The sequence below is a fragment of the Martinezella tropici genome (assembly GCF_008370325.1).
Lineage (GTDB): Bacteria > Pseudomonadota > Alphaproteobacteria > Rhizobiales > Rhizobiaceae > Rhizobium > Rhizobium tropici_B.
Genome location: NZ_VNIP01000006.1, coordinates 437455 through 463540, shown reverse-complemented (window position 1 = coordinate 463540; position 26086 = coordinate 437455). Strand labels below are relative to the sequence as shown.

Here is a 26086-nt window from a genome sequence, read left to right as displayed (position 1 = left end):
GATGCGATCATCGTCAGGATACCGTCATAACGACGCTGCGGACCCTTGGTTCCATGCCGCCCGAGAAAAAATTCGCCTATTCTTCATATTCTTCCTGACGCCAAACGCGAGGCTCGCGCTTCGGTCGACGGTCCCGCTGTCGGAGCGAGATGGCCGCCTCTTCGGAACTCCTTTCCCCGCCAGCCCAAAAAAATCAGCAAAAGCATGAGATTGGACGATCCCGATCAATCGAAGCCGCATGTTTTCTCGCACCATTCGGATCACGTTTGGCGACCCACGCGAGGGCAAAATTTTACCATTTGATAAATTTTTTAACCTGAGTTACCGTCTCAGTACTAGCCGTTTACTATAAGAGGGAACTTCAATGGGACGACTGGAAACTGGGATTCATAAAGGCAGGCTCACGCCCGCCGAATATGATGCAAACTTTTCCGATCTTCACCCGCGCCTCAACAAACACGAGGCGCTGGTCGCATCCGACCGCTGCTATTTCTGCTACGACGCGCCGTGCATGACGGCCTGTCCCACCTCCATCGACATTCCGATGTTCATCCGCCAGATCTCGACGGGTAACCCGATCGGTTCGGCCAAGACGATCTTCGATCAGAACATCCTCGGCGGCATGTGCGCCCGCGTCTGTCCCACCGAACAGCTCTGCGAGCAGGCTTGCGTGCGCAACACTGCCGAGGAGCGTCCGGTCGAGATCGGCCGGCTGCAGCGCTATGCGACCGACGCGGCGATGGCCGAGAACAAGCAGTTCTATGCGCGTGCCGAATCCACCGGCAAGAAGATCGCGGTCATCGGCGCCGGCCCGGCCGGGCTTGCCTGCGCGCACCGTCTCGCCGTCAAGGGCCATGACGTCACCATCTTCGATGCCCGCGAAAAGGCCGGTGGCCTGAACGAATACGGCATCGCCACCTATAAGGCGGTCGATGACTTCGCGCAGAAGGAAGTCGACTATGTGCTCGCCATCGGCGGCATCGAGGTGAAGAATGGCCAGGCGCTCGGCCGCGATTTCAGCCTTTCCGACCTCTCCCAGCAATATGACGCCGTTTTCCTCGGCCTCGGCCTTGCCGGCGTCAACGCGCTGCGCGCCGAAGGCGAGAATCTCGATGGCGTCGCCGATGCGGTTGCCTATATCGCCGATCTGCGTCAGGCCAGGGACAAGGCCGATATCGCCATCGGCCGTCGCGTCGTCGTCCTCGGTGGCGGCATGACCGCCATCGACGCGGCCGTGCAGGCCAAGCTGCTCGGCGCCGAAGAGGTGACGATCTGTTATCGCCGCGGCAAGGAGCACATGAACGCCTCGGAATTCGAGCAGGATCTCGCCGCCTCGAAGGGCGTCATCATCCGCCATTGGCTCGCCCCGAAGCGCATCCTCGACAAGGACGGCAAGGTCGCCGGCATCGAGGTCGAATATACCGAACTGCGCGACGGCAAGCTTGCCGGCACCGGTGACGTCGGCGTCATTGCCGCCGACCAGATCTTCAAGGCGATCGGCCAGACGTTCGAAGCCTCAGGCCTCGGCGCCCTGCGCATGGAATCCGGCCGCATCGCCATCGATGGCGAAGGCCGAACCTCGATCGAAGGCGTATGGGCCGGCGGCGACTGCGTGCTCGGCGGCGATGACCTGACGGTCTCGGCCGTGGCACAGGGCCGCGACGCGGCCGAATCCATCAACCGCGCGCTTGGCTCCGTGAAGCCGGCCGCTGCAGTCGCCTGAAAGGAGCACCGACATGGCTGATCTCCGCAATAATTTCGTTGGCATCAAATCCCCCAACCCGTTCTGGCTGGCCTCCGCGCCGCCGACCGACAAGGCCTACAACGTCGAGCGCGCCTTCAAGGCGGGCTGGGGCGGCGTGGTCTGGAAGACGCTCGGCGAAGAAGGCCCGCCCGTCGTCAACGTCAACGGCCCACGCTATGGCGCGATCTGGGGTGCCGACCGCCGCCTGCTCGGCCTCAACAATATCGAGCTGATCACCGACCGCGACCTTTACACCAACCTGCGTGAAATGAAGCAGGTGAAAAAGAACTGGCCGGACCGCGCGCTCATCGCCTCCATCATGGTGCCTTGCGAGGAGCAGGCTTGGAAGGCGATCCTGCCGCTGGTCGAGGAAACGGAGGCCGATGGCATCGAGCTCAATTTCGGCTGTCCCCACGGCATGTCCGAACGCGGCATGGGCTCCGCTGTGGGACAGGTGCCGGAATATATCGAAATGGTGGTGCGCTGGTGCAAGCAGTACACACGCATGCCCGTCATCACCAAGCTGACGCCCAACATCACCGATATCCGCAAGCCCGCACGCGCCGCCAAGGCCGGCGGCACCGACGCGGTGTCGCTGATCAACACGATCAACTCGATCGTCTCGGTCGATCTCGACAACTTTGCCCCGAACCCAACGGTCGGCGGCAAGGGCAGCCATGGCGGCTACTGCGGCCCGGCGGTCAAGCCGATCGCGCTCAACATGGTGGCTGAAATCGCCCGCGATGCGGAAACCTATGGCCTGCCGATATCCGGCATCGGCGGCGTCACGACCTGGCGCGATGCGGCGGAATTCCTGGTACTCGGCGCCGGCAACGTGCAGGTCTGCACGGCGGCCATGACCTACGGCTTCAAGATCGTCGAGGAGATGATATCGGGCCTTTCCGATTGGATGGACGAAAAAGGCCACCGCAGCCTGGACGACATCACCGGCCGCGCCGTGCCGAATGTTTCCGACTGGCAGTACCTCAACCTCAACTACATCGCCAAGGCCAAGATCGATCAGGATGCCTGCATCAAGTGCGGCCGTTGCTACATTGCCTGCGAGGATACCTCGCACCAGGCAATCACCAACATGATCGATGGCGTCAGGCGTTTCGAGGTGATGGACGAGGAATGCGTCGGCTGCAATCTCTGCGTCAGCGTCTGCCCCGTCGAGAACTGTATCACCATGGAAGAACTGCCGGCGGGCGCCCTCGACAAGCGCACAGGCAAGATCGTCGATCCCAACTACGCCAACTGGACGACCCATCCGAACAATCCGATGGCACGTCAGGCGGCGGAATAACCGCGGCTAGCATTTAAAATATACATGCGAAAGGCGGTTGCGGCGTGCTGCAGCCGCCTTTTTGATGCCCGATACAATCCTTTGGAGGATTGCTCCAGCGCTCAACTGTGGCGAATCCGAAGCCCATCGACGAAAAGCTGCTCCAGATAGCGTGCGGCATCCTCGAAGCGCCCCTCGCCGGAATGCTCATCGCCAAGCACGGCCCGCACCTGCACATCGAAATCCGCATAATGCTGCGTGGTCGACCAGATCGAAAAGATCAGGTGATAGGGATCACACTTGGCGATTTTGCCAGCCTTTGCCCAGGCGCGGATGACCTCAACCTTCTCGTCGACAAGGTCCTTCAGCGGGCCGCGCAGCTCGTCCTCCACATGCGGCGCCCCCTGCAGCATTTCATTGGCGAAGAGCCGGCTTTCACGGGGGAAATCCCGGGCCATCTCGAGCTTGCGGCGGATATAGGAGCGGATCTCGCTTTCGGGATCGCCGTTGGCATCGAAAGCGCGCAGCGGTTCCAGCCAGGTAAACAGCACCCTGTCGATCAAAGCCCGATGCATCGCCTCCTTGGTGCGGAAATAGTAGAGCAGATTGGGCTTCGACATGCCGGCGACTTCGGCGATCTGGTCGATGGTCGAGCCACGAAAGCCGCTGACGGAAAATACGTCCAGCGCGGCTTCCAGTATGATTTCCTCTTTCTCTTCCTGGATACGGGTGCGGCGCTGTGTCTTGGCGGCTCTGGGGATGGCCATGTGTGCTCTGTTTCTCCTTGAAATCCAAGCCTTTCGGCCGCGCCTTTATCCACCCTGCCGATGCATCGGATTTAGGCAATGGCCTGAAATTTTATCGGAAATTTTCGTGCTTTTCGTCTTGAGCCGCGCCACGGAAGTTGTAATGTTTACCAATCGGTCAAATTATCCGTCAGATGTTTCTTAAAGGCAACTGGGGATTTTCCGGGCGAGAAAAACAAGAGAACGCTCCGGATAGACCAATGGGAACAATCGGGCATGCACCTTGCATGCGCCGGGATAAACAGGTGAGGATTGCATCATGGTGGCAGCGCCAGGAGAAAACATGCGTATCAATGGCGATCGCCTTTGGGATACGCTGATGGACATGGCGAAGATCGGCCCCGGCATTGCCGGCGGCAACAATCGCCAAACCCTAACGGATGCCGATGCCGAGGGACGCAACCTTTTCAAGACTTGGTGCGACAAGGCCGGCATGACCGTCGGCGTCGACAAGATGGGTACTATGTTCGCGACCCGCGCCGGCACCGACCCGAACGCGCTGCCCATTTACGTCGGCTCGCACCTCGATACCCAGCCGACCGGCGGCAAATATGACGGCGTCCTCGGTGTGCTCGCCGCGCTTGAAGTCGTCCGTACGATGAACGACCTCGGCATCAAGACCAAGCATCCGATCGTGGTCACCAACTGGGCCAACGAGGAAGGCGCGCGCTTTGCGCCCGCAATGCTCGCTTCCGGCGTCTTCGCCGGCGTGCATTCGCTCGAATTCGCCTATGGTCGCAAGGATCCGGACGGCAAGACCTATGGCGAAGAGCTGAAGCGCATCGGCTGGCTCGGCGAAGAAGAAGTCGGCGCCCGCAAGATGCATGCCTATTTCGAATATCATATCGAGCAAGGCCCGATCCTCGAAGCCGAAGACAAGACCATCGGCGTCGTCACGCACTGTCAGGGCCTATGGTGGCTGGAATTCACGCTGACGGGCAAGGAAGCGCATACCGGTTCGACGCCGATGAATCTCCGCGTCAATGCCGGCCTTGCCATGTCCCGGATCGTCGAGATGGTGCAGAGCGTAGCGATGGAAAGCCAGCCGGGCGCCGTCGGCGGCGTCGGTCAGGTTTTCTTCTCGCCAAACTCCCGCAACGTCCTGCCCGGCAAGGTAGTCTTCACCGTCGATATCCGCACGCCCGACAAGGAAAAGCTCGATCGCATGCGCGCCAGGATCGAAGCGGAAGCGAAAGAGATCTGTGACGCCCTCGGCGTCGGCTGCTCGGTGGAAGCCATCGGCCATTTCGAGCCGGTGACCTTCGATCCGAAACTCGTCAGCTCCGTACGCAATGCCGCCGAAAGGCTCGGCTACAGCCACATGAACCTCATCTCCGGCGCAGGCCATGACGCCTGCTGGGCCGCCAAGGTCGCTCCCGCCACGATGGTCATGTGCCCCTGCGTCGGCGGCCTCTCGCACAACGAGGCCGAAGAAATTTCCAAGGAATGGGCGACCGCCGGGGCGGATGTGCTGTTCCACGCAGTCGTCGAGACGGCGGAGATCGTGGCTTGACGGCCACGATTCCCAGCGTCGGAACTTCACACATCTGGAGCATGCACCATGAGCACAGTCATCAAGGGTGGAACCATCGTCACGGCCGACCTGACCTATAGGGCTGACGTCAAGGTCGAAGGCGGCAAGATCGTTGAAATCGGGCAGAATCTTTCCGGCAACGAGGTATTGGATGCCTCCGGCTGTTATGTGATGCCCGGCGGTATCGATCCGCATACGCATCTCGAAATGCCGTTCATGGGCACCTATTCCTCCGACGATTTCGAGAGCGGCACGCGCGCAGCCCTTGCCGGCGGCACGACGATGGTAGTGGATTTTGCGCTGCCCTCGCCCGGCCAGTCGCTGCTCGAAGCGCTCACCATGTGGGACAACAAGTCCACCCGCGCGAATTGCGACTATTCCTTCCACATGGCGATCACCTGGTGGGGCGAGCAGGTCTTCAACGAGATGGAAGCCATCGTCCGCGACAAGGGCATCAACACCTTCAAGCACTTCATGGCCTATAAAGGCGCGCTGATGGTGGATGACGACGAGATGTTCTCCTCCTTCCAGCGCTGCGCCGAACTTGGCGCACTGCCGCTCGTCCATGCCGAAAACGGTGATGTCGTCGCGCAGATGCAGGCAAAGCTGCTGGCCGAAGGCAATAACGGCCCGGAAGCTCATGCCTATTCCCGCCCGGCCGAGGTCGAAGGCGAGGCAACGAACCGCGCCATCATGATCGCCGACATGGCGGGCTCGCCCGTCTATATCGTCCATACCTCCTGCGAGCAGGCCCATGAAGCCATCCGCCGCGCCCGTCAGAAGGGCATGCGCGTCTATGGCGAACCGCTGATCCAGCACCTGACGCTCGATGAGAGCGAATATGCGAACGCCGATTGGGACCATGCCGCCCGCCGCGTCATGTCGCCGCCCTTCCGCAACAAGCAACATCAGGACAGCCTCTGGGCAGGTCTCGCCTCCGGCTCGCTGCAGGTGGTCGCGACCGATCATTGTGCGTTTACGACCGAGCAGAAACGCTTCGGCCTCAAGGACTTCACCAAGATCCCGAACGGCACCGGCGGCCTGGAAGATCGCATGCCGATGCTATGGACCTATGGCGTCAACACCGGCCGCCTGACGATGAACGAGTTTGTCGCCGTCACGTCGACCAACATCGCCAAGATCCTCAACGTCTATCCGAAAAAGGGCGCGATCCTCGTCGGCGCCGATGCCGATATCGTCGTCTGGGATCCGAAGCGCTCGAAGACCATCGCCGCCAAGACGCAGCAGTCGGCGATCGACTACAATGTCTTCGAGGGTAAGGAAGTCACTGGTCTGCCGCGCTATACGCTGACGCGCGGCGTCGTCGCCATCGAGGAAGGCACGGTCAAGACGAAGGAGGGCCACGGCGAGTTCGTCAGGCGCGACCCCTTCACCGCCGTCAACCGCGCACTTTCGACCTGGAAAGAGGTCACGGCGCCGCGCAAGGTTCAGCGCAGCGGCATCCCCGCCAGCGGGGTTTGACGCTTGTCTCCAGCGTTTCGGCTCATCGGCCGCTCAGCGCGGCACATACCGCTCCAGATCCGGCAGCAGGACCACGCTTTCCTGCTCGTTCGGATCGGTGCGGGCGATGACCGCCGTCGCCGGCCGGTCGCTGAGATTGGCGGGAAGATGCGGGACGCCGGCCGGAATATAGAACATCTCGCCCTCGCGAACGATGACGTGCTCTTCCAGCTCGTCGCCGAACCAGCAATGCGTCTCGCCGGAAATGGCGTAGATCGCCGTCTCGTGCGAGGCATGAAGATGCGCCTTGGCGCGAGCGCCTGGCGGTATCGTCAGGAGATGCATGCAGATCCCCGTCGAGCCCACTGTCTCGGCGGCAATCCCTTCAAAATAGTTGAGGCCCTGCTTTCCGGCATAGGTGTTGCCGGGCCGCACGATACGGCAGGTGGGCTTCGATGACAGAGTCATGGCATTGCTCCCCTGGATCCAGCAGCAAGGCGCCCTCGCCTCTCAAAGCTGCAGCAATGCCAAGCAGGATAACACGCAATCCGCCCCAACCATGCGGCGAAATCAGGACTGGTAGGTGTTAATGACGTCGTCCGCTTCCTCCGTCGTCTCCGCGCGGAATCTCTGTCTCACCTACGATACGAATGACGGGCCGGTGCATGCGCTGAGCAATGTCGATCTCGATGTCCGCAAGGGCGATTTCGTCTCCTTCATCGGCCCCTCCGGCTGTGGAAAGACCACCTTCCTGCGCGTCATCGCCGATCTCGAACGGAAAAGTTCAGGCGATATCAGCGTCAACGGCATGACGCCCGAGGAAGCACGCAAGGCGCGCGCCTACGGCTACGTCTTCCAGGCCGCCGCACTCTATCCCTGGCGCACAATCGAGAAGAATATCGCGCTGCCTCTAGAAATCATGGGCTACGACGCCCAGGAGCAGGCAAAGCGCATCGCCCGGACCCTGGAGCTCGTCAATCTCAGCGGCTTCGAGAAGAAATTCCCCTGGCAGCTTTCGGGCGGCATGCAGCAGCGCGCCTCGATCGCCCGCGCGCTCGCCTTCGATGCCGACCTCCTGCTGATGGACGAACCCTTCGGCGCGCTTGACGAAATCGTCCGCGACCACCTCAACGAACAACTGCTGAAGCTCTGGAAACAGACGAACAAGACCATATGCTTCGTCACCCACTCCATCCCGGAGGCGGTCTATCTTTCCACCAAGATCGTGGTCATGTCGCCGCGTCCGGGCCGCGTCACCGATGTCATCGAATCGACGCTGCCGCTCGAACGCCCGCTTGGCATTCGCGAAACGCCGGAATTCCTCGAAATCGCCCATCGTGTCCGCGAAGGACTGAGAGCAGGTCACAGCTATGAGGAATAGGATCACCCCATGAACCCGCAATTCCTCCTCTGGCTTACCGGCGCCATGGCGATCTTCATCAGCGGAGCGACAGCCTCGCGCGCCTATGTCATCAACAACAACGTTCTGGTGCTGATCCTGGCGCTCATCCTCTATTGCATCGGCAATCTGATGATGGTGCGGCTGATGCGCGAGGGCGGGCTTGGCCTGGCGATCTCCGCCTCCTCCATCGCCCAGCTCGTCGTTGTCAACATCATCGCCTTCATCGTGTTTGGCGAGCGGCTGAGCCTGCAGCAGCTCGCCGGCGTGGGCTTGGGCATCGCTGCCATGATCCTCATGCTGTTTCCCGCACAAGGGAGAGCATGACCATGGAAAGAGAACAGCTCTTCAGCCACAAGTTCCTGCCGGTCACGACCATCGTCCTGGCAATCCTGGTCCTCTGGTATGTCTTCGCGTTCGTTCTCAACGCGCCGTTCCAGCGCGATCTTGACCGGCGCGGCAATATCACGCCGACGACGATGGAATTCATCGGCAAGACGCTGTCGCAGCCGAAGCCGATCCTGCCCGCGCCGCATCAGGTGGCGCAGAACGTTTTCGAAAATACCTTCCTTCGCGCTCCCACAAGCAGCCGCAGCCTCGTCTACAATGCCTGGGTCACCCTTTCCTCAACCGCTGTCGGCTTCGCCTTCGGTACTGTTCTCGGCATCCTGATCGCAGTCGGTATCGTGCATGTGGTCGCCTTGGACCGCAGCCTGATGCCGTGGATCATCGCTTCGCAGACGATACCGATCCTTGCGATCGCGCCGATGGTCGTTGTCGTGCTGGGTTCGATCGGCGTTACCGGCCTCATCCCCAAGGCGCTGGTATCGACCTATCTCTCCTTCTTCCCCGTCGCCGTCGGCATGGTCAAGGGATTGCGATCGCCGGAGGTCATGCATCTCGATCTGATGCGCACCTACAATGCCAGTGCCACGCAGACCTTCTGGAAACTGCGCGTGCCCGCATCGATCCCCTTCCTCTTCACCTCGATGAAGGTCGCGATCGCCGCAAGCCTCACCGGCACGATCGTCGGCGAACTGCCGACGGGTGCGGTCGCCGGCATCGGCGCCAAGCTCCTGGCAGGCTCCTACCAAAGCCTGACGATCGATATATGGGCGACGCTCGTCGCCGGCTCGATCCTGGCGGCCGGGTTGATTGCCATCGTCAGCATCGCGGCGCGTATCGTCGATCGTGCCATGGGAGGTCGGGCGGCATGAGGAATTTTCATTCGTCGTGGCAGGGTACGCTCTCCCTCCTTCTCTGCCTTGCGGCCCTCCCGGTGCTGCCGCTGCTCGCCGCCGATGCCGCCACGCCGTTCAGTAGCGGCACCACCTTCGTCATTTTCATTCTCATTGCCGCCGCAGCCGCTATTTCCTTCATGAACCTGCCTGCAACCCCCTGCGCGGCGATCCTCTTCTTCGCCGCGCACGCGGCCGCCTGGCTGTTGCTGGCTGGAATATCGGGCAATGAAGGCAGCGCGGCTGCGTCATTCTTTATCCTCCTCGCCGCGGCGTGGCTGCTTGCCTGGCGTTGCGTTTCCATCCTGTCGGCCATCCGGGTGAAATCGACTGCCGACAGCTATACGTTACGGTTGCTGATCCCAGTGATCTTCGGCGTCTGGATCATTATCATCTGGGAAGCGGTGACGCGCGGGGCCGGTATTCCTTTCATACTGCTGCCGCCGCCAAGCGCCATCGGCGCCCGGATTGCCGGCTCGATCTCGATCCTCTGGACGGATGTTCAGCAGACGATCTTCCGATCGGTTCTGATCGGCTACATCATCGGTTGTTCCAGCGGCTTCGTCGTCGCCATCCTCGCCGACCGCTTCGCCTTCCTGCGGCGCGGCTTGCTGCCGATCGGCAATCTGGTCTCCGCTCTGCCGATCATCGGCGTTGCGCCGATCATGGTCATGTGGTTCGGCTTCGATTGGCAATCGAAGGCCGCCGTTGTCGTCGTCATGACCTTCTTCCCGATGCTGGTGAACACGGTGGCGGGGCTTGCTGCTGCCGGCAGCATGGAGCGCGACCTGATGCGCACCTATGCATCGAGCTACTGGCAGACACTGCTCAAGCTGCGCCTGCCGGCTGCCGCTCCCTTTATTTTCAATGCGCTGAAGATCAACTCGACCTTGGCCCTGATCGGTGCCATCGTGGCAGAGTTCTTCGGCACCCCCATGTCGGGCATGGGCTTCCGCATCTCGACCGAAAACGGTCGGTTGAACCTCGACATGGTCTGGGCCGAGATCGCGATTGCCGCGGTTGCAGGCTCCGTCTTCTACGGTATCGTCGCCATTGTCGAGAGAATGGTGACGTTCTGGCATCCGTCTATCCGCGGTGGGCAGACGTAATCCGGGATCTCTTCCAAGGGATCAAGGCATAACTTCAGAGGGAAAAAGGGTGAAGAACATGAAAAGACTGATGTTCGCATTGATGGCCAGCACGATGACGCTGGCTGCCACGCAGGCCGCAATGGCTGCCGACAAGATAACCTTGCAGCTGAAATGGGTGGCCCAGGGCCAGTTCGGAGGCTATTTCGTCGCCAAGGACAAAGGATTCTACAAGGAGGAAGGCCTCGACGTCGACATCAAGCCGGGCGGCCCGGATATCGCACCGGAACAGGTGATCGCCGGCGGCGGCGCCGATGTCATCGTCGACTGGATGGGCGGAGCACTGGTTGCCCGCGAAAAGGGCGTGCCGTTGGTCAACATCGCCCAGCCCTTCGACAAATCCGGCCTCGAACTGATCTGCCCCAAGGATGGACCGGTCAAGACGGAGAAGGATTTCAAGGGACATACGCTCGGCGTTTGGTTCTACGGCAACGAATATCCCTTCTTCGCCTGGATGCATAAGATCGGCCTGAAGACCGATGGCGGCAAGGACGGCGTCACCGTGCTCAAGCAGAGCTTCGACGTGCAGCCGCTCGTCCAGAAGCAGGCCGACTGCATCTCGGTCATGACCTACAATGAATACTGGCAGGCAATCGATGCCGGCTTCAAGCAGGAAGACCTGACCGTCTTTAATTACACCAAGCTCGGCGTCGACCTTCTGGAAGACGGCCTCTATGTCAAGGAAGACAAGCTGAAGGATGCAAAGTTCAAGGCCGATATGGTCAAGTTCGTCCGCGCCTCGATGAAAGGCTGGAAATATGCCGTCGAGCATCCGGATGAAGCCGCAGGGATTGTGATGGACAATGGCGGCCAGGACGAAAACCACCAGAAGCGCATGATGGGCGAAGTCGCCAAGCTGATCGGCAGCGGCAAGCTCGACACGAAGCTTTACGACCGGACGGTCGAAGCCCTGCTCGACCAGAAGATCATCAACAAGAAGCCGTCCGGCGCCTTCACGCATGAGATCACGGACGCTGCTCTGAAATAAGCTCGGAGTACTCACAGAGACCAGAACGCGCGGGGTTTCAGGCCTCGCGCGTTTTTTTCATTTTGTAACAGTGGCAACAAAAGGCTGGCTTTCTCGCAAAACTTGGCGGAAAAGCCCTCGACTATCAATTATTCGAATGCTGACATCACAATGCCGTGATTGCTTCGCAAGGTTGTGAAGGTTAGAAATACCCGCGAAATCATTTTCTCGTGATCTTGCGAGAATTGAAAATCGCTCCCATCTACAGGAGCGATTTTAGGATGAGGGACCGGCAAGGCATGACAGACGGATATTACAGCGCCGCGCGTCAAATATGACGCGCAAGGTCGCTGTAACACTTTAAATCTGCAGCATAATTTTATCCTTAAATCGATTCCGATTTAAGGAATTATGCAGTAATCCGCCGGAGAAGCCGGCACGCATGCATCGATCCCCCGGGTTCGCGACGGAAAACAGCGAAATCCATTTTACCAAACGCTGAACTGGAACTGGACGCATGGCCCTCACGCCGTTTAGACTTCTGAGCACGACCGCCATCCTGCTTTCCTTGCTGGCGGCGCCCGCCGCGCTGGCCGAGCAATCCACCGTCACGACGCCGAAGCAGAACCTGCCGGCGATCGTCATCACCACGGCGGCGATGCGCCACCTGACCGACAAGGTCGTTGCGACCGGCACGGTGAAGGCCGTCGAGGATGTTTATATCCAGCCGCAGGTGGATGGCCTCTCGATCCGCTCGCTCAATGCCGATGTCGGTGACAAGGTCGAGGCGAACAGCACGCTTGCCACGCTGAACGACGACGCGCTGATCCTGCAGAAGAGCCAGATGCAGGCCACGCGGGCCAAGGGCGAGGCAAGCCTTGCGCAATTGCACGCACAACTCGCCGAAGCCCGCGCCAACGCCGAAGAAGCGGAACTGCAGCGCATCCGCGCCGTCGCAATGGGTGCCAAGGGTACAATGTCGACCTCATCCGTCGAACAGGCCAACGCGTCCGCCGCCGCCAACAAGGCACGCGTGGTTTCAGCAGAGCAGGCGATCGCTGTTGCCGAAGCGGATCTCAAGGTCACCGACAGCCTGATCGCCGACACCGACCTGAAGCTTGCCCGCACCGGCATCAAGACCCCTGTCGCGGGCACCGTCGCGTCGCGCAACGCTCGCATCGGCGCCATCGCCAACGGCAGCGGCGATCCGCTCTTCACCATTATCCGCGATAGCCGGCTGGAACTGGTGGTCGATGTGTCCGAAAGCGACATCACCAAGATCGTCATCGGCCAGAAGGCTCTTATCGCCCTTTCCGGCAGCCGCGAGAAGCTTTCCGGAACCGTCCGCCTCGTCGCCCCCATCGTGGATTCCATCACTCGCCTCGGCGCGGTGCATATCTCGATCGACGACGGCGAGAAGGCGCGGGCCGGTATGTATGGCAGCGCCGAGATCATCATTCGCCAGGAGGATGGCGTCGCTCTGCCGTTGACGGCAGTCAATAGCGAGGAAAACGGCTCCTCCGCCCGCAAGGTCGAGAACGGCGTGGTCAAGTTCGTGAATGTCGAAACCGGCATTCAGGACGCAGGCTATGTCGAGATCCTCAAGGGCCTGAAGGCCGGTGACGAAGTCGTCGCCAAGGCCGGTGCCTATGTTCGCGACGGCGACCACATCACGCCCGTGCGCGATGCGTCGCAAGCCTCCAACTGAGCGAGAACGGCAAGATGAACTTCTCCGCCTGGTCAATACGAAATCCGGTCGCTCCGCTCCTCGGCTTCTTCCTGCTGATGGTGGTGGGCGCACACGCCTTCTTCAACCTGCCCATCACCCGGTTCCCGAATATCGACGTGCCTGTCGTCAACGTCACCGTGACGCAGAGCGGCGCCTCGCCGGCCGAACTTGAAATGCAGGTGACGAAGGAGATTGAGGACGCCGTAGCCAGCATCAACGGCATCGACGAAATCCAGTCGACCGTCACCGACGGTCAATCGCAGACCGTCGTCATCTTCCGCCTGGAAGTGCCGACGCAGCAGGCGGTTCAGGATACCAAGGACGCCATCGACCGCATCCGCGGCAACCTGCCGTCGACGATCGATGAGCCTATCGTCTCCAAGGTCGATGTCGAGGGACGGGCGATCCAGAGCTTTGCGGTTTCCTCTCCGAACATGACGCTGGAAGAGCTGTCCTGGTTCGTGGACGATACGGTCAAGCGTGCCCTGCAGGGTCAGGCGGGCATCGGCCGCGTCGATCGCTACGGCGGCGCCGACCGCGAAGTGCGCATCGAGCTCGATCCGAACAAGCTGAATGCCTACGGCATAACGGCACTTTCCGTGAGCCAGCAGCTGCGCAGCACCAATATCGACCTCGGCTCCGGCCGCGGCCAGGTGGCCGGCAGCGAGCAGGCGATCCGCGTGCTCGGCGATGCCCGCAATGTCGCACAGCTCGCCGACACCACCATCGCGCTCACCAACGGCCGCTTCGTCAAGCTTTCCGATCTCGGCGCGATCAAGGATACCTATCAGGAGCCGAAATCCTTCTCCCGCTTCAACAGTACGCCTGTCGTCACCTTCGGCGTCTTCCGCTCCAAGGGCGCCAGCGAAGTGACCGTCGCGAAGACGGTGGGCGATACGCTCGACAAGGTGCGGGCCGAAAACCCTAATGTCTCGATCGAGATGATCGACGACGCCGTCTACTACACCTATGGCAACTACGAATCCGCGATGCATACGCTGATCGAGGGTGCCGTACTGGCCGTCATCGTCGTTTTCCTGTTCCTGCGGAACTGGCGCGCGACGCTGATATCAGCGGTCGCGCTGCCGCTGTCCGTGGTCCCGACCTTCTGGATCATGCACCAGATCGGCTTCTCGCTGAACCTTGTAAGCTTCCTGGCGTTGACGCTGGCAACCGGTATTCTTGTCGACGATGCCATCGTCGAAATCGAAAATATCGCCCGCCATATCAAGATGGGCAAGACGCCTTACCGCGCCGCCATCGAAGCAGCCGATGAAATCGGCCTTGCCGTCATCGCGACGACCTTCACAATCATCGCGGTCTTCGTGCCGGTCTCCTTCATGCCTGGTATCCCAGGCCAATACTTCATCCAGTTCGGTCTGACGGTCGCCTTCTCGGTGTTCTTTTCGCTGCTGGTGGCGCGCTTGATCACGCCGATGATGGCCGCCTATCTGATGCGCGCCGAAGACGGTGTCCATGATCATCACGACAATGACGGCCGCTTCATGCGCGGGTATAGCTGGCTGGTACGACAGACGACGAAGCGCTGGTACACGCGCTATCCGACGCTGCTTGCCGCCTTCGCCTTCTCCGTCGCGTCGGTCTTCGCCCTCATCATGTTCGTCCCGGGCAGCTTCATCCCGCCGGAAGACGCCTCGCGCATCGTGCTGTCCGCGGAACTGCCGCCGAACGCCCGGCTCGATGATACCGAACAGGCAACCAATGAGATGTATCGCCGCGTCAAGGGCATCGACGGCGTTGAAAGCGTCTTCGAGCTTGGCGGAGCCTCGCCGAAGGGCGATCTGGAACTACGCCGCGCCACCGTGACGCTGACGCTCGACAAGCTCGACCAGTCGCTCACGAAGAAGCTGGTGAACGATGTTCTCGGCTCGATCCCGGTCATCGGCCCCCACCTGCCGAAGGTCACCGCCCATGGGCGCGTACGTCCGCAATGGGAGATCGAAAGGGAAGTCTTTGCCAAACTGAGGTCGATCCCCGACGTCCGCATCACCAAGCTGAACGACCGTGGCGACCGCGACCTGACCTATAACTTCCTTTCGCGCAGCGAGAAGGATCTGAACCAGGCTGTGGGCATTCTGGAGGCCAAGCTGCGCACTGACCCGGCGCTTGCCAATGTCAGCGCCGACGGCGCCCTGCCGCGCCCGGAACTGCAGATCTATCCGCGCAAGGACGAAGCCGCGCGCCTCGGCATCACGCCCCAGATGATTTCGGATACGATTCGCGTGGCGACCATCGGCGATATCGATGCCTCGCTTGCGAAGATCTCACTCGACGATCGCCAGATTCCGATCCGTGTTCAGGCCTCGCTTGGCATGCGCCGAGATCTGGCGGCGATCCGGGCGCTGCGCATCAAGACGTCCATGGGCACAACCGGACAGGCGTCCACGGGTAACACCGTGCCACTGTCGAGCGTCGCCGACATCGACTATTCGGAAGGCTTGTCCTCCATCAAGCGCAACAACCGCTACCGCGTCGTCGCCATCGGCGCCGACCTGCCGCAGGGCGTGGCGCTGGATACGGCATCGGCACACTTCCTCAATATCGTCAACAGCGCCCAGATCCCGGCAACCGTGCATCTGGCGGAAAGCGGCGACACCAAGGTCCAGAAGGAAATGCAGCAGAGCTTCGGCAATGCCATGCTACTCGGCCTTCTGCTTGTCCTGACCGTGCTGATCCTGCTGTTCAAGGATGTGATCCAGCCCTTCACCATCCTGCTGTCGTTGCCGTTGGCAATCGGCGGCGTCGCGCTGGCCTTGATCATGACCGGCAATGCGCTTTCGATGCCCGTCATGATCGGCATCCTCATGCTGATGGGCATCGTGACGAAGAACGCCATCCTGCTGGTCGATTTCGCCATCGAGATGATGCATCGGGGCATGCCGAGGCTGGAGGCCGTCGTCGAAGCCGGCCGCAAGCGCGCCCGTCCGATCATCATGACCTCGATTGCCATGTCGGCCGGCATGTTGCCATCGGCTCTCGGAGTTGGCGAAGGCGGCTCTTTCCGCGCGCCGATGGCGATCGCGGTGATCGGCGGCATCATCGTTTCCACCGTGCTCAGCCTCGTGGTCGTGCCCTCCTTCTTCCTGATCATGGACGACCTGTCGCGCCTGCTCGGCTTCCTCTTCGGCAAGCTTGTCGGCAGTAAGGATGCGGATGACGAGGTGGTGACCAAGGAAGGCCTGGCGACCGCCGTTAATGAGAACCGTCAGTCGCTTGCCACCCTGGAAGAGCGTCTGGAGGCTATTGAAGACAGGAATGTCAGGGGCACGAAGTCTACCGGCACGAATGTGCTTAAACTGCCGCCCTTCGCGGCCGAATAACGGCTCGCTTGACAGAGTAAAATCGATGACGACGGGGCGGTTTAAAGGCCGCCCTGTTCTTTAAGGAAGCTGACGATCGTGCTGACGCCATCGCCCCGCTTCATATCGGAAAACACGAAGGGCCGAGCCTGGCGCATTCGGGTCGCATCGCGATCCATCACCTCGAGATCCACCTCGACGAAGGGCGCAAGATCCTTCTTGTTGATGACGAGAAGATCCGATTTGGTGATGCCGGGGCCGCCCTTGCGCGGGATTTCCTCACCCTGGCACACCGAAATCACATAGATGGTGATATCGGCAAGATCGGGCGAAAAGGTTGCCGCCAGATTGTCTCCACCGGATTCGATGAAGACCACGTCAAGATCGGGAAGCCGTTCGTTCAGGCCGGCAATGGCCTGGAGATTGATCGTCGCATCCTCGCGGATCGCCGTGTGTGGGCAGCCGCCCGTTTCGACACCGACGATACGGTCCGAGGTCAGCGCCTGCATCCGCACCAGCGCCTCGGCATCTTCCGTCGTATAGATGTCGTTGGTAATGACCGCGACGGAATAGTCGTCGCGCATCGCCTTGCACAGCTTCTCGGTCAGCGCCGTCTTGCCGGATCCGACGGGGCCGCCGATGCCGACGCGCAAGGGTCCATGTCTCGATTTCATGCTCGCAACTCCGATAAAGCGCTAGAGCGGTTCAGCTTTTCACAGACTCTGTGAACCGCTCTATTTCTTTGTTTTCTCGCAATTCCGGACGGAAAACCGCTGCGCACTTTTCCTGGAATTGCTCTAGCATAGCCAAGCGCGATGCCGCCGCACAGCGGCGAATGACGTAGGCGATGCTTCGATTTCAATATTTTCCTGTTGATGCCCATCATGACCGGAAGAGCCGCGTTCCCTGGGTTTCGTGCCGCAGGCTCGCAATATCGGCCTGCACGCTCGCCGCGCCGAGATCGTCGAGGCTGGATTGCGCTGCCCGCCGCGCGACATCTGCAAGGAGAGCTTCAAGCCGCGCCAGAATAGCAACGCCATCTTTCTGCCCGCTGACGCCGAGGCGAATACCGGCAGATACCATCTGCGAGGCCAGCGCATGCAGGAAGGCAGCAGCTGCCTTCTCGGCGGTAATCCCATGCGCACCTGCGACGGCCCCTACCGCAACCGGATAGACCGTCCTTGCCGGGAGCATGGAAAAGATCGCATGCGGCCAGGCGGCAGCGGCGGAAAGAAAGGCATTTCCAAGCAACAAGGTCTCATTGTGCCGCTCTTTCGAGCCGGCCAGCGCTTCGGCCAGTTCCGCGACTGCTGCGAGCCGCTGCGTATCCGCGTCCGCCCGATGCGCCTCGACCAGCAGGACCACGTCATTCCATACCGAACCATTCTGGATAAGCACGGAAATCCAATCTCCGAGCCCGGCGCTGTCTCCCACCAGACCGTCGTGCACGGCACGCTCAAGACCGCCGGAATAGGCGAAAGACCCCACCGGAAACGCCGGCGACAACCAGGCCATCAGCCGCAGGAGCGCCTGCAGATCGGCGCGATCATCCGTCACCGCCATGTCCATCGATGTTCAATCGTGCGAGTGATCATGATGATCATGCCCGTGCCCCTGATCGTGATCGTGATTGTGCCCGTGCGAATGGCCGCCATGGGAGTGATAGGCGCCGCGAGCAGGCTGGAAAGGCTCGCTCACCTCGGTCACGACAGCCCCAAGCCCTTCGAGCATGGCGCGGATCACGTGGTCACGCAGGATCAGGATACGCTCTTCCTCGATCTGCGCGGACAGATGCCGGTTGCCGAGATGCCAGGCAAGCTCGATCAGATGCCTGCGGTCGCGCGGACGAATCTCGAAAAGCTTTTCGTCGGCCGCGACGATTTCGATCAGTTCGCCATCCTCGCGCACCAGCAGATCGCCGCTCGCAAACAGCACCGGCTCCTTGAGGTCGAGCATGACCATGTCGCCATTTTCGAGATGCAGCAGCTTGCGGCGAAGATGCCTGAGATCATGCGGTAGGACGACACGATCGATCGGGTTGGAAGAAGGGGTGCCGGCCGGCAGATAGGAGGTGACGCGTTGCATGGCGGTTCCAGATTATGACTTTGTCAGACCATGCAAAATAGTCACCGGCTGTGCAAGCATCAATGACGCGCCTATGCGCTACATCCGCCGCACATAGCGCTGCAGTTCCCGGGGATCGGTCGTCGCTTCCTGTTCATGCTCCGTCGCGCAGCGATGCCAAACCTGGGACAGTCGCTCGCTCTCGTGCATGACACGATTGCGGCCGAGCGTTTTGGCAAGATAAAGGGCCTTATCGGCCGCGGCATAGACGGTTTCCGTCTTGCGATCCCTGGTGATGTCGGCAATCCCGGCGGACATGGTGATCTTCACCGAACCGCCATCGACGGCGATCGGGTGTTCAGCGATCCGCTCCTTGATTTCCTCGATGCGAGCAATGCGCTCGGCGGTGTCACCACCATAAATGATCGCGCCGAATTCCTCGCCGCCAAGCCGGGCAATCACGTCATCTCCGGTAAAGACGCTGGAAAGTATCTGCGACACCGTAATGATCACGGCATCGCCGGATGCGTGTCCGAAGCGATCGTTGACTGCCTTGAACCGGTCGAGGTCGAAGATGACCAGTGAAGCACCGTCCGCAGCCGTATCCAACGCCTCGGTGAAAGCGCGGCGATTGAGCAGGCCGGACAGCATGTCGGTGCGGCTCAGCCGCTCGAATTCGGCGCGGGAGACGGCCAACCTGTGAATCGAAAAGCCCGCCAGCACCGCCACCGCGCCGGAAACTGTGCCGCCGATGATCCACGCGAGAAGAACGCCGAAGCGCATCGCCTCCAGAATCGGCAGCGGCAGAAGATCGAACCACTGCAGCAGGAAAAGCATCGCCAGGATGATGGCCAGCGACATGATGACGGCGACAAAACTCATCTTAAGCGCGAAAATAAAAATCGCACGTCGCTGCTGAAAGTTACCGAGCTCGGCCTGCAGCGAAATCCATCTTTTCATGCGATTCACCTTCCTCAGCCTACCGTTTCGATCATGTGAGATAGGGGTGAAGGCGCTTCCAGGTCTTTAATGTAATGATTAAAATGCGTTGCATTTCCCAAGTTGTGAACAACCAAGAGCGTTCATCCGCAAAATCAGGGTTGCGCATGGAAATGCGACGCGCCAGCACCGCCACACCACGCTTTCCACAAAACCGCATTCGGCGCGCAGCATCGGAAAAACCCCGGAAAACCTGGGTTTTCTCAAATTCGCCGATGGTCGTGCCTGGAAACGGCCTCAGAACAGGAAATAACGCTGCGCCATCGGCAGCAGCGTCGCCGGCTCGCAGGTCAGGAGCTCGCCATCGGCGCGCACTTCATAGGTTTCTGGATCCACCTCGATATGCGGCGTGAGGCTGTTATGGATCATCGATGCCTTGGAGATGCCGCCGCGGGTGTTCCTGACAGGCAGCAGCGCCTTGGCGACGCCGAGCTTGCCGGCAAGCCCGGCATCGAAAGCGGCCTGCGAAACGAAGGTCACGGAGGAGTTCGTCCGATTCTTGCCGTAGGCGCCGAACATCGGCCGGTAGTGCATCGGCTGTGGCGTCGGGATCGAAGCATTCGGGTCGCCCATGGGCGCCGCGGCAATGGACCCACCGAGCAGCACCATCTCCGGTTTCACACCGAAGAAGGCCGGATTCCACAATACCAGATCGGCACGCTTGCCGACTTCGATCGAACCGACCTCATGGCTGACGCCATGCGCGATCGCCGGGTTGATCGTATATTTGGCGATGTAGCGCTTCACCCGGAAATTGTCGTTGTCGCCAATCTCCTGCGCCAGGCGGCCGCGCTGGCGCTTCATCTTGTCGGCGGTCTGCCAGGTGCGGATTGCCACTTCACCGACGCGGCCCATGGCCTGACTGTCGGATGAAATGATCGAGAAGGCGCCGATATCGTGGAGAATATCCTCCGCGGCAATCGTCTCCTTGCGGATTCGGCTTTCGGCAAAGGCGATATCCTCCGGGATTGACGGCGACAGGTGATGGCAGACCATCAGCATATCCAGATGCTCGGCAATCGTATTAACCGTATAGGGACGCGTCGGATTGGTCGATGACGGGATGACGTTCGACTGGCCGCAGATCTTGATGATATCGGGCGCGTGCCCGCCGCCTGCGCCCTCGGTATGGAATGCATGGATCGTACGCCCCTTGATGGCGCCGATCGTATCCTCGACAAAGCCGCTTTCGTTCAAGGTATCCGTGTGGATCATCACCTGAACGTCGTATTCATCGGCAACGCTGAGGCAGCAGTCGATCGCCGCCGGTGTCGTGCCCCAGTCCTCATGCAGCTTGAGCGAGCAAGCACCGCCAAGCACCATCTCTTCCAGGGCAGCGGGCAAGGACGCATTGCCCTTGCCCGACAAGCCGATATTCATCGGAAAGGCATCGAAAGCTTCGATCATGCGCGCCAGATGCCAGGGGCCAGGCGTGCAGGTCGTTGCCAGCGTCCCATGGGCCGGGCCGGTACCGCCGCCGAGCATGGTGGTGATGCCCGACATCAGGGCTTCCTCGATCTGCTGCGGGCAGATGAAATGGATATGGCTGTCCATGCCGCCGGCGGTGACGATCTTGCCCTCGCCCGCGATCGCTTCCGTGCCCGGTCCGACGATGATGTTGACATCAGGCTGCATGTCCGGATTGCCGGCCTTGCCGATCGCGATGATGCGGCCGTCCTTCAAGCCGATATCCGCTTTCACGATCCCCCAATGGTCGAGGATCAGCGCATTGGTGATGACGGTATCGACGGCACCGTTGGCGCGCGTCACCTGGCTCTGGCCCATGCCATCGCGGATGACCTTGCCGCCGCCGAACTTCACTTCCTCGCCATAGGTGGTGAAATCCTTCTCCACCTCGATGAACAATTCGGTATCGGCCAGCCGAACCTTGTCGCCGACGGTCGGTCCGAACATGTTGGCATAGGCGGCGCGGGAAATCTTGTAGGGCATGGATCAGTCTCCTTGGGAGGCAGAGATGAGGTTCGTGTCGGCAAGGCGCCGCAGGCGGCCGACGGATATGTAAGCGTTCACCAGCCGTTTCTCGGCGGCAAACGGATGTTCTTCCCAGCCCGTGTGGCTGAAGCCGGTAATGGCGATATCGTCGTCGGGATGGCGCAACAGCACATCGGCAATCACGATCATGCCGCTGCTCGGCACCACGTAGGAGCCGGGATCGTAACCCGCCAACGCCGCGTCCACGCCTTCGTGAACGGATTGATCGATCACGACATGCCGTTTGCCCGTGGCATGGCAGAAGGCGGCGAACTGATCGGTATAATCATCGCAGAAATCATCGAGTTCCGGATGCGAGATCGCCAGCGACGCCCGCAGCGCAGCGAATTTTCCTGGATCACGCACGCTCCAGATTTCGGATGCGGAGGCGACGGCGGGGCTCTTGCGCCACTCGGCCGAGCCGAGCATGGCGCGCGCCGGCCGGCCCGTGTTGCAGACGGCGACGACATCGGTGCGGCTGCCGCCGGCCCCCATCGAGCGACAATCGTTGAAGCGGATCACGAGATCGGCGGCATCGATGACGGCTGCTGCGCCTGCCGCGATCTCACCATTGCCGACGATCATCATGGTGCGCCTCAAGCTCACTGATTGCCCTCCGGCCCCGCGGCGAGATCCTTCAATTCCTTCGTTCGCTTCTTGGTCAAATCAGCTTTGCAACCGGAAACAAGCATGGGCTCCATGGAGCCACCGCGCGCCTGAAAACCCTGCGCCTCGCACTCGCCGTCGCGATAATCCACCCAGGCGCGCTGCGCCTTGATGAGCGCCTTTTCCGCGCCCTTCATGTTATTGTCGAGATCCGAATCGATGGCGACCATTGCCGCGCGCGTCTTCCTGTATTGCGCGTTCAGCGCCTTGTCGGCCTTGTCGAAATCGAGCGCACTGCAAGTGTTCAGGTCCAGCTGCGTCTCCGCCTTGGCGCAATCGACCTTCGGTTCATCCGCATTGGTCTGCGCAAAGGCGGGACCGCAGACGAGGGCTGTGGCAAGAGCCGCGGCAGACACAAGCAATTTCATCGGCATCGAGCTTCTCCTACCCTAAAGCTTGCCCATGACCTGCTGGCGGAAGCCGTAGACTTCGCGCTTGCCCGACAGCGGGATCAGGGTGACCGAACGTGTCTGTCCCGGTTCGAAACGCACGGCGGTTCCGGCTGGAATATCGAGCCGCATCCCTTTCGCCTTGTTGCGGTCGAAGGAAAGCCCCGCATTGGTTTCCGCAAAATGATAGTGGCTGCCGACCTGCACCGGCCGGTCGCCGGTATTGGAAACCTCCAGCGTCACGGTCGGCGCTCCGGCATTGAGTTCGATGTCGCCACCTGCGGCGATGATTTCACCTGGGATCATGGTTCTCTCCTCATGCAGCCCGGACGGGCGCGCATCCCTCAGCTTTCAGAACACGCTTGGTCGAAGCGGGATATTTGGCAAGCAACGCCAACGGGCGGATGGGCCGCCGAACGAAGTCACCGCCGCAATTCGGGCAGACGCCGTCCAGCACCGTATCGGCGCAATCGGCGCAGAAGGTGCACTCGAAAGTGCAGATCATCGCCTCCTCGCTGTCCGGTGGCAAATCCCTGTCGCAGCATTCGCAATTGGGTCTCAGTTCCAGCATGGCAGCTTCACCGGATCGGCTCGTGGACGGTCACGAGCTTGGTGCCGTCGGGGAACGTCGCCTCGACCTGAACGTCGTGAATCATCTCGGCGATGCCTTCCATCACCTGATCGCGGGTGATGACATGGGCGCCGGCCTCCATAAGCTCGGCAACCGGCCGGCCGTCGCGCGCGCCTTCGACCACGAAGTCCGTGATCAGCGCGATGGCTTCGGGATGATTGAGCTTGACGCCGCGCTCCAGCCGCCGCCGCGCCACCATCGCCGCCATGGAAATCAGCAGCTTGTCTTTTTCTCTCGGAGTGAGGTTCATCGCCTACCTATGTGATTTCTAGGACTACAGGTTCCAGACTTTCGGCACAGGCGCTCCATTGCGCAAGACGGAAATGATCGGGATGAGGATTTTTCTGAGCGCGAAACCATCGGCGGCGGCAAGGCGCACGACGAGCTTCTCGCCCCATTGGCTGGCGCCGCCCATATGGTTTTCGAGGAGCGGCCTGATACGGCCGAGATAGGCCTCGGCCTGCGGCCCGACATACAGCAGGGTCGCAAAGGCAACTTGACCACCCAGGACAGCCGCCTTGGCAGTCAATGCGGCCACATCGCCGTCCAGACGCAGCTCCTCGGCATGGACAAGCCGTCCGCCGCGACGGATGCGCCAGCGATCGCGGAACAGCCCCTGCTCCATGGCCTCGCCCATGGCTTTCCGCCCGAGCAGGATCGCCTCGACGGCGAGGAATTCGGCTGTGTCGTCAAGCTCTACATTCAGCGCACGCGAAAGCGATGCCCGATCGAACAGGATGGTCTCCTGCGGCAGCCAATCGACCCGCGCGCCGGCACCAACCCTTATGGATGTCTCCACCCCGGCGGTACCAGCAGAAGCCTTGTAGATCTTCTCGCAGGCCTGCGTCGTCACATCGATGCGCGTGCCCGGCGCGGCGACGACGCTCCAATCCATTCTATCGCCGCCTGTCAAACCGCCGGCGGTGTTGATGATGACGGCTTCCATGGAATGGTCGAAGGTCTCCGGCAGCCTGATCTTGGCAGCCCCTTCCTGAAAGAGCTCGGCAAGGCGCGTACGGCCGCCAAGCGACTTGGCCGCAAGATGGCCGCGACCACGCGCCCTCTGCGGTCTCGTGCCTGCCGCCGTCATCGCCATCTGCCTCTCCACACACCACACCATTCCACGACCGGTCATTGAAACCCGGCAAGGAATAAACGCAAGCAATTTCTGTGCCTTATGCGATGCCACGTGATATCGGCCCATTATCAGTCATGTCAGCCGCATTTTTCGTCAAAAGCCGAAAAGAAAGGCAGTCGCCTCAGACGGTCAGATGCCGGCGGGCCTCCGGCGTATCCAGCGTTTCCGCCAACCCCTCATGCACGATCTCGCCGCGATCCATGATGTAGACATAATCGGCAAGCTCGCGGCAGAAATCGAGATATTGCTCGACCAGCAGGATCGCCATGCCGGTGGAATCCCTGAGATAGCGGATCGCTCGGCCGATATCCTTGATGATCGACGGCTGGATGCCCTCGGTCGGTTCGTCCAGAACCAGTATCTTCGGCCGCGTCACCATCGCCCGCCCGATCGCCAATTGCTGCTGCTGGCCGCCCGAGAGATCGCCGCCGCGGCGCGACAGCATGGATTTCAACACGGGAAACAGGCTGTAGATATCATCGGGAATGCTGCGGTCGCGGCGAGAAAGCGGTGCATAGCCGGTTTCGAGATTTTCCTTCACGGTTAAAAGCGGAAATATCTCGCGTCCCTGCGGCACATAGCCGATCCCCTGCTTGGCGCGCGCGAACGGCGCCATGCCGTTCAGCGTTACGCCATTGAACGCAACCGTGCCGGCCGACAGCGCATGCTGCCCGGTGACGGCGCGCAAGAGCGAGCTTTTGCCGACGCCATTACGCCCGAGGACACAGGTGATCTTGCCCATTTCCGCCTTGACGGAGATGCCGCGCAGCGCCTGTGCGGCGCCATAATGGAGATTTGCGTTTTCGACTGTCAGCATCTCACCGCCCCAGATAATTCTCGATCACCTTCGGATCGCTGCTGACGAAATCGATCGATCCTTCCGCCAAAACCGACCCTTCCGCGAGACACGTCACCTTGACGCCGAGATCGCGGATGAAGCCCATATCGTGTTCGACCACCACGACCGAGCGCGTCTTGGCAATCTCCTTCAAGAGCACCGCCGTCTCAGCCGTCTCGGCGTCCGTCATGCCCGCCACCGGTTCATCGACCAGCAGGAGCTTCGGCTCCTGCGCAAGCAGCATGCCGATCTCCAGCCACTGCTTCTGGCCGTGTGAAAGATTTGCCGCCAGCTCGTCCTGCCGATGCGAAAGCCGCACAGTCTCGAGGATTTCCTCGATACGATCGCGATCGGCCGGCGTCAGCCGGTAGAAGAGCGTCGCGAAGACGCCGCGACTGCGGTTGAGCGCCAGTTCAAGATTGTCCCAGACCGTATGGCTTTCGAAGACGGTCGGCTTCTGGAATTTCCGTCCGATACCGAGCTGGGCGATATCAGCCTCGTCCTTCTTGGTGAGGTCGACCTGGCCGTTGAAGAACACTTCGCCCTCGTCGGGTCGCGTCTTGCCGGTGATGATATCCATCATCGTGGTCTTGCCGGCGCCGTTCGGGCCGATGATGGCGCGAAGCTCGCCCGGCTCAATGACGATCGACAGCGAGTTCAAAGCCTTGAAGCCGTCGAAGGATACCGAGACGTTGTTGAGGTAGAGCATGCTGTTGGGTTTAATGTCCGGGATCATGG

26 protein-coding genes are annotated in these 26086 nt (G+C 60.9%); 11 read left to right on the top strand and 15 right to left on the bottom strand.

The window, feature by feature from the left end; all coding sequences use genetic code 11:
• Positions 1-364 precede the first annotated feature (364 nt).
• Both FP026_RS10615 and preA read left to right on the top strand, forming a co-directional pair.
• Positions 365-1723, top strand: coding sequence for an NAD(P)-dependent oxidoreductase (locus FP026_RS10615; RefSeq protein ID WP_149634576.1), 1359 nt, complete (start codon positions 365-367; stop codon positions 1721-1723).
• A gap of 13 nt (positions 1724-1736) precedes the next feature.
• Positions 1737-3050: an NAD-dependent dihydropyrimidine dehydrogenase subunit PreA gene (gene preA / locus FP026_RS10610; RefSeq protein WP_149634575.1), complete on the top strand. Its 1314-nt coding sequence runs from the start codon at positions 1737-1739 to the stop codon at positions 3048-3050.
• A gap of 101 nt (positions 3051-3151) precedes the next feature.
• Here preA and FP026_RS10605 read toward each other — a convergent pair whose 3' ends face one another.
• A complete protein-coding gene (locus tag FP026_RS10605; protein ID WP_149634574.1) occupies positions 3152-3796 on the bottom strand; it encodes a TetR family transcriptional regulator C-terminal domain-containing protein in 645 nt (214 codons plus the stop codon).
• A gap of 298 nt (positions 3797-4094) precedes the next feature.
• Between FP026_RS10605 and FP026_RS10600 the strand changes: the two genes are divergently transcribed.
• Together FP026_RS10600 and hydA are read left to right on the top strand one after the other, a co-directional pair.
• A complete protein-coding gene (locus FP026_RS10600; protein ID WP_149634573.1) occupies positions 4095-5348 on the top strand; it encodes a Zn-dependent hydrolase in 1254 nt (417 codons plus the stop codon).
• Positions 5349-5396: 48 nt separating this feature from the next.
• Positions 5397-6851 carry a dihydropyrimidinase gene (hydA, locus tag FP026_RS10595; protein WP_149634572.1) on the top strand — a complete coding sequence of 485 codons (1455 nt, stop codon included), beginning with the start codon at positions 5397-5399 and terminating at the stop codon, positions 6849-6851.
• A gap of 33 nt (positions 6852-6884) precedes the next feature.
• Here the strand turns inward: hydA and FP026_RS10590 are convergent, their stop codons facing one another.
• Positions 6885-7298, bottom strand: coding sequence for a cupin domain-containing protein (locus tag FP026_RS10590; RefSeq protein WP_149634571.1), 414 nt, complete (start codon positions 7296-7298; stop codon positions 6885-6887).
• A gap of 121 nt (positions 7299-7419) precedes the next feature.
• On the opposite strand from FP026_RS10590, the gene FP026_RS10585 reads away from it, so the two are divergent.
• From FP026_RS10585 to FP026_RS10555, 7 genes are all read left to right on the top strand, one after another.
• Positions 7420-8211 carry an ABC transporter ATP-binding protein gene (locus tag FP026_RS10585; RefSeq protein ID WP_149634570.1) on the top strand — a complete coding sequence of 264 codons (792 nt, stop codon included), beginning with the start codon at positions 7420-7422 and terminating at the stop codon, positions 8209-8211.
• A gap of 9 nt (positions 8212-8220) precedes the next feature.
• Entirely contained in the window at positions 8221-8556 is a 336-nt protein-coding gene (locus FP026_RS10580) for a hypothetical protein (RefSeq protein ID WP_149634569.1), read from the top strand.
• Between the two features lie 2 nt (positions 8557-8558).
• A complete protein-coding gene (locus FP026_RS10575) occupies positions 8559-9446 on the top strand; it encodes an ABC transporter permease (RefSeq protein WP_149634963.1) in 888 nt (295 codons plus the stop codon).
• Positions 9443-10576, top strand: coding sequence for an ABC transporter permease (locus FP026_RS10570; RefSeq protein ID WP_149634568.1), 1134 nt, complete (start codon positions 9443-9445; stop codon positions 10574-10576). Before FP026_RS10575 ends, FP026_RS10570 begins: the two co-directional genes overlap by 4 nt.
• Positions 10577-10634: 58 nt before the next feature.
• A complete protein-coding gene (locus tag FP026_RS10565) occupies positions 10635-11603 on the top strand; it encodes an ABC transporter substrate-binding protein (protein WP_149634567.1) in 969 nt (322 codons plus the stop codon).
• A gap of 496 nt (positions 11604-12099) precedes the next feature.
• The gene (locus tag FP026_RS10560) at positions 12100-13290 is read left to right on the top strand and encodes an efflux RND transporter periplasmic adaptor subunit (protein ID WP_149634566.1); all 1191 of its coding nucleotides are present in this window, start codon (positions 12100-12102) and stop codon (positions 13288-13290) included.
• Positions 13291-13304: 14 nt separating this feature from the next.
• On the top strand, positions 13305-16652 hold the full coding sequence (locus FP026_RS10555) for an efflux RND transporter permease subunit (RefSeq protein WP_149634565.1): 3348 nt from the start codon (positions 13305-13307) through the stop codon (positions 16650-16652).
• Between the two features lie 41 nt (positions 16653-16693).
• Here the strand turns inward: FP026_RS10555 and ureG are convergent, their stop codons facing one another.
• The 13 genes from ureG to urtD form a co-directional block, all read right to left on the bottom strand.
• Positions 16694-17305, bottom strand: coding sequence for an urease accessory protein UreG (gene ureG / locus FP026_RS10550; RefSeq protein WP_149634564.1), 612 nt, complete (start codon positions 17303-17305; stop codon positions 16694-16696).
• Positions 17306-17513: 208 nt separating this feature from the next.
• Positions 17514-18188: an urease accessory protein UreF gene (locus FP026_RS10540; protein WP_149634562.1), complete on the bottom strand. Its 675-nt coding sequence runs from the start codon at positions 18186-18188 to the stop codon at positions 17514-17516.
• A gap of 18 nt (positions 18189-18206) precedes the next feature.
• Positions 18207-18716: an urease accessory protein UreE gene (gene ureE, locus FP026_RS10535; protein ID WP_149634561.1), complete on the bottom strand. Its 510-nt coding sequence runs from the start codon at positions 18714-18716 to the stop codon at positions 18207-18209.
• A 78-nt stretch (positions 18717-18794) separates the two neighbouring features.
• The gene (locus tag FP026_RS10530; RefSeq protein ID WP_149634560.1) at positions 18795-19655 is read right to left on the bottom strand and encodes a GGDEF domain-containing protein; all 861 of its coding nucleotides are present in this window, start codon (positions 19653-19655) and stop codon (positions 18795-18797) included.
• Between the two features lie 276 nt (positions 19656-19931).
• On the bottom strand, positions 19932-21644 hold the full coding sequence (gene ureC, locus FP026_RS10525; RefSeq protein WP_149634559.1) for an urease subunit alpha: 1713 nt from the start codon (positions 21642-21644) through the stop codon (positions 19932-19934).
• Between the two features lie 3 nt (positions 21645-21647).
• Positions 21648-22271 carry a Urease operon accessory protein gene (locus tag FP026_RS10520; RefSeq protein ID WP_149634962.1) on the bottom strand — a complete coding sequence of 208 codons (624 nt, stop codon included), beginning with the start codon at positions 22269-22271 and terminating at the stop codon, positions 21648-21650.
• Between the two features lie 17 nt (positions 22272-22288).
• A complete protein-coding gene (locus FP026_RS10515) occupies positions 22289-22720 on the bottom strand; it encodes a lysozyme inhibitor LprI family protein (RefSeq protein WP_149634961.1) in 432 nt (143 codons plus the stop codon).
• A 21-nt stretch (positions 22721-22741) separates the two neighbouring features.
• Positions 22742-23047, bottom strand: coding sequence for an urease subunit beta (locus FP026_RS10510; RefSeq protein WP_149634558.1), 306 nt, complete (start codon positions 23045-23047; stop codon positions 22742-22744).
• A gap of 10 nt (positions 23048-23057) precedes the next feature.
• The gene (locus FP026_RS10505; protein ID WP_149634557.1) at positions 23058-23312 is read right to left on the bottom strand and encodes a DUF1272 domain-containing protein; all 255 of its coding nucleotides are present in this window, start codon (positions 23310-23312) and stop codon (positions 23058-23060) included.
• 7 nt (positions 23313-23319) lie between these two features.
• The gene (locus FP026_RS10500; protein ID WP_034503828.1) at positions 23320-23622 is read right to left on the bottom strand and encodes an urease subunit gamma; all 303 of its coding nucleotides are present in this window, start codon (positions 23620-23622) and stop codon (positions 23320-23322) included.
• A gap of 24 nt (positions 23623-23646) precedes the next feature.
• A complete protein-coding gene (locus tag FP026_RS10495; protein ID WP_149634556.1) occupies positions 23647-24468 on the bottom strand; it encodes an urease accessory protein UreD in 822 nt (273 codons plus the stop codon).
• Positions 24469-24631: 163 nt separating this feature from the next.
• The gene (gene urtE, locus FP026_RS10490) at positions 24632-25327 is read right to left on the bottom strand and encodes an urea ABC transporter ATP-binding subunit UrtE (protein WP_149634555.1); all 696 of its coding nucleotides are present in this window, start codon (positions 25325-25327) and stop codon (positions 24632-24634) included.
• A 1-nt stretch (position 25328) separates the two neighbouring features.
• On the bottom strand, positions 25329-26084 hold the full coding sequence (gene urtD, locus FP026_RS10485; RefSeq protein ID WP_149634554.1) for an urea ABC transporter ATP-binding protein UrtD: 756 nt from the start codon (positions 26082-26084) through the stop codon (positions 25329-25331).
• Positions 26085-26086: the final 2 nt, after the last annotated feature.

Excerpts from the sequence above, each read along its gene's own strand:
- FP026_RS10615 (WP_149634576.1), top strand. The coding sequence starts at position 365 with ATGGGACGACTGGAAACTGGGATTCATAAAGGCAGGCTCACGCCCGCC.
- preA (WP_149634575.1), top strand. The coding sequence starts at position 1,737 with ATGGCTGATCTCCGCAATAATTTCGTTGGCATCAAATCCCCCAACCCG.
- FP026_RS10605 (WP_149634574.1), bottom strand. The coding sequence starts at position 3,796 with ATGGCCATCCCCAGAGCCGCCAAGACACAGCGCCGCACCCGTATCCAG.
- FP026_RS10600 (WP_149634573.1), top strand. The coding sequence starts at position 4,095 with ATGGTGGCAGCGCCAGGAGAAAACATGCGTATCAATGGCGATCGCCTT.
- hydA (WP_149634572.1), top strand. The coding sequence starts at position 5,397 with ATGAGCACAGTCATCAAGGGTGGAACCATCGTCACGGCCGACCTGACC.
- FP026_RS10590 (WP_149634571.1), bottom strand. The coding sequence starts at position 7,298 with ATGACTCTGTCATCGAAGCCCACCTGCCGTATCGTGCGGCCCGGCAAC.
- FP026_RS10585 (WP_149634570.1), top strand. The coding sequence starts at position 7,420 with ATGACGTCGTCCGCTTCCTCCGTCGTCTCCGCGCGGAATCTCTGTCTC.
- FP026_RS10580 (WP_149634569.1), top strand. The coding sequence starts at position 8,221 with ATGAACCCGCAATTCCTCCTCTGGCTTACCGGCGCCATGGCGATCTTC.
- FP026_RS10575 (WP_149634963.1), top strand. The coding sequence starts at position 8,559 with ATGGAAAGAGAACAGCTCTTCAGCCACAAGTTCCTGCCGGTCACGACC.
- FP026_RS10570 (WP_149634568.1), top strand. The coding sequence starts at position 9,443 with ATGAGGAATTTTCATTCGTCGTGGCAGGGTACGCTCTCCCTCCTTCTC.
- FP026_RS10565 (WP_149634567.1), top strand. The coding sequence starts at position 10,635 with ATGAAAAGACTGATGTTCGCATTGATGGCCAGCACGATGACGCTGGCT.
- FP026_RS10560 (WP_149634566.1), top strand. The coding sequence starts at position 12,100 with ATGGCCCTCACGCCGTTTAGACTTCTGAGCACGACCGCCATCCTGCTT.
- FP026_RS10555 (WP_149634565.1), top strand. The coding sequence starts at position 13,305 with ATGAACTTCTCCGCCTGGTCAATACGAAATCCGGTCGCTCCGCTCCTC.
- ureG (WP_149634564.1), bottom strand. The coding sequence starts at position 17,305 with ATGAAATCGAGACATGGACCCTTGCGCGTCGGCATCGGCGGCCCCGTC.
- ureE (WP_149634561.1), bottom strand. The coding sequence starts at position 18,716 with ATGCAACGCGTCACCTCCTATCTGCCGGCCGGCACCCCTTCTTCCAAC.
- FP026_RS10530 (WP_149634560.1), bottom strand. The coding sequence starts at position 19,655 with ATGAAAAGATGGATTTCGCTGCAGGCCGAGCTCGGTAACTTTCAGCAG.
- ureC (WP_149634559.1), bottom strand. The coding sequence starts at position 21,644 with ATGCCCTACAAGATTTCCCGCGCCGCCTATGCCAACATGTTCGGACCG.
- FP026_RS10520 (WP_149634962.1), bottom strand. The coding sequence starts at position 22,271 with ATGATCGTCGGCAATGGTGAGATCGCGGCAGGCGCAGCAGCCGTCATC.
- FP026_RS10515 (WP_149634961.1), bottom strand. The coding sequence starts at position 22,720 with ATGAAATTGCTTGTGTCTGCCGCGGCTCTTGCCACAGCCCTCGTCTGC.
- FP026_RS10510 (WP_149634558.1), bottom strand. The coding sequence starts at position 23,047 with ATGATCCCAGGTGAAATCATCGCCGCAGGTGGCGACATCGAACTCAAT.
- FP026_RS10505 (WP_149634557.1), bottom strand. The coding sequence starts at position 23,312 with ATGCTGGAACTGAGACCCAATTGCGAATGCTGCGACAGGGATTTGCCA.
- FP026_RS10500 (WP_034503828.1), bottom strand. The coding sequence starts at position 23,622 with ATGAACCTCACTCCGAGAGAAAAAGACAAGCTGCTGATTTCCATGGCG.
- FP026_RS10495 (WP_149634556.1), bottom strand. The coding sequence starts at position 24,468 with ATGGCGATGACGGCGGCAGGCACGAGACCGCAGAGGGCGCGTGGTCGC.
- urtE (WP_149634555.1), bottom strand. The coding sequence starts at position 25,327 with ATGCTGACAGTCGAAAACGCAAATCTCCATTATGGCGCCGCACAGGCG.
- urtD (WP_149634554.1), bottom strand. The coding sequence starts at position 26,084 with ATGATCCCGGACATTAAACCCAACAGCATGCTCTACCTCAACAACGTC.